General features: G+C 57.6%; 1 rRNA gene (cut by a window edge). It reads left to right on the forward strand.

The features are described 5' to 3' along the window. Positions 1-2,736, forward strand: a 23S ribosomal RNA gene (locus ACW62_RS32595); it begins 385 nt to the left of the window's first position. The last annotated feature ends 2 nt before the right edge of the window (positions 2,737-2,738 follow it).

The raw sequence follows: 2,738 nt of genomic DNA on the forward strand, positions 1-2,738 counted from the left end.
GACTTGAGAGGTCCGGCGTAGAGGGTGTTACCCCCGTAGATGTAAGTCGACGACTCCAGTGGCGTGATACCCGAGTAGCACGGGGCCCGAGAAATCCCGTGTGAATCTGGCGGGACCACCCGTTAAGCCTAAATACTCCCTGGTGACCGATAGCGGACAAGTACCGTGAGGGAATGGTGAAAAGTACCCCGGGAGGGGAGTGAAATAGTACCTGAAACCATGTGCCTACAAGCCGTCAGAGCAGTCCTTCGGGGTTGTGATGGCGTGCCTTTTGAAGAATGAGCCTGCGAGTTAGTGGTATGTGGCGAGGTTAACCCGTGTGGGGGAGCCGTAGCGAAAGCGAGTCCGAATAGGGCGTTTTTAGTCGCATGCTCTAGACCCGAAGCGGAGTGATCTACCCATGGGCAGGGTGAAGCGGAGGTAAGACTTCGTGGAGGCCCGAACCGACCTACGTTGAAAAGTGGGCGGATGACCTGTGGGTAGGGGTGAAAGGCCAATCAAACTCCGTGATAGCTGGTTCTCCCCGAAATGCATTTAGGTGCAGCGTCGCGTGTTTCTTGCCGGAGGTAGAGCACTGGATGGCAGATGGGCCCTACAAGGTTACTGACGTCAGCCAAACTCCGAATGCCGGCAAGTGAGAGCGCGGCAGTGAGACTGCGGGCGATAAGGTTCGTAGTCGAGAGGGAAACAGCCCAGATCACCAGCTAAGGCCCCTAAGCGTGTGCTAAGTGGAAAAGGATGTGGAGTTGCGAAGACAACCAGGAGGTTGGCTTAGAAGCAGCCACCCTTGAAAGAGTGCGTAATAGCTCACTGGTCAAGTGATTCTGCGCCGACAATGTAGCGGGGCTCAAGCACACCGCCGAAGCTGTGACAATCACACAATAACCCAGCACACTCCCTTGTGGGGTGTGTTCAGGTGTGTGGTTGGGTAGGGGAGCGTCGTGTGGCGGTTGAAGCGGCGGGGTGACCCAGTCGTGGACGCCACACGAGTGAGAATGCAGGCATGAGTAGCGAAAGACGGGTGAGAAACCCGTCCGCCGAATGACCAAGGGTTCCAGGGCCAGGCTAATCCGCCCTGGGTAAGTCGGGACCTAAGGCGAGGCCGACAGGCGTAGTCGATGGACAACGGGTTGATATTCCCGTACCGGTTGTGGCGCGACCATGCCGAGCCCGGTGATGCTAACCATCCGAACCCGTCTTGACTCCTTCGGGAGTTCTGGTGGGGGAGCGTGGGATCCGAACCGGTAGTAGGCAAGCGATGGGGTGACGCAGGAAGGTAGCCCATCCCGGGCGATGGTAGTCCCGGGGTAACAGTGCAGGGCCGTGGTAGGTAAATCCGCCACAGTAGCGCCCGAGGCTGGATGCCGAGCCGATTGCGGCGAAGTGGGTGATCCTATGCTGTCGAGAAAAGCCTCTAGCGAGTTCCATAGCCGCCCGTACCCCAAACCGACACAGGTGGTCAGGTAGAGAATACCAAGGCGATCGAGTGAACCGTGGTTAAGGAACTCGGCAAAATGCCCCCGTAACTTCGGGAGAAGGGGGGCCGGACACGTGAACGGACTTGCTCCGGGAGCGTTGAAGGCCGCAGAGACCAGGGGAAAGCGACTGTTTATTAAAAACACAGGTCCGTGCGAAGTCGCAAGACGATGTATACGGACTGACGCCTGCCCGGTGCTGGAACGTTAAGGGGACGAGTTAGCCCGCAAGGGCGAAGCTCAGAACTTAAGCGCCAGTAAACGGCGGTGGTAACTATAACCATCCTAAGGTAGCGAAATTCCTTGTCGGGTAAGTTCCGACCTGCACGAATGGCGTAACGACTTTCCCACTGTCTCAACCACGGACTCGGCGAAATTGCACTACGAGTAAAGATGCTCGTTACCCGCAGCAGGACGGAAAGACCCCGGGACCTTTACTATAGCTTGGTATTGGTGTTCGGTTCGGCTTGTGTAGGATAGGTGGGAGACTGTGAAGCCGGCACGCCAGTGTCGGTGGAGTCAACGTTGAAATACCACTCTGGTCGTACTGGATATCTAACCTCGGTCCGTGATCCGGATCAGGGACAGTGCCTGGTGGGTAGTTTAACTGGGGCGGTTGCCTCCCAAAAGGTAACGGAGGCGCCCAAAGGTTCCCTCAGCCTGGTTGGCAATCAGGTGTCGAGTGCAAGTGCACAAGGGAGCTTGACTGTGAGACCGACAGGTCGAGCAGGTGCGAAAGCAGGGACTAGTGATCCGGCAGTGGCTTGTGGAAGCGCTGTCGCTCAACGGATAAAAGGTACCCCGGGGATAACAGGCTGATCCTGCCCAAGAGTCCATATCGACGGCATGGTTTGGCACCTCGATGTCGGCTCGTCGCATCCTGGGGCCGTAGCAGGTCCCAAGGGTTGGGCTGTTCGCCCATTAAAGCGGTACGCGAGCTGGGTTTAGAACGTCGTGAGACAGTTCGGTCCCTATCCGCTGCGGGCGCAGGAGACTTGAGAAGGGCTGTCCCTAGTACGAGAGGACCGGGACGGACGAACCTCTGGTGTGCCAGTTGTTCCGCCAGGAGCATCGCTGGTTGGCTACGTTCGGAAGGGATAACCGCTGAAAGCATCTAAGCGGGAAGCCTGCTTCAAGATGAGGTCTCCCACACGGTTGACGTGGTAAGGCCCCCAGCTAGACGACTGGGTTGATAGGCCGGACGTGGAAGCCCAGCAATGGGTGAAGCTGACCGGTACTAATAGGCCGAGGACTTGACCACAC

Source organism: Jiangella muralis (genome assembly GCF_001270745.1).
GTDB classification, from domain to species: Bacteria; Actinomycetota; Actinomycetes; order Jiangellales; family Jiangellaceae; genus Jiangella; species Jiangella muralis.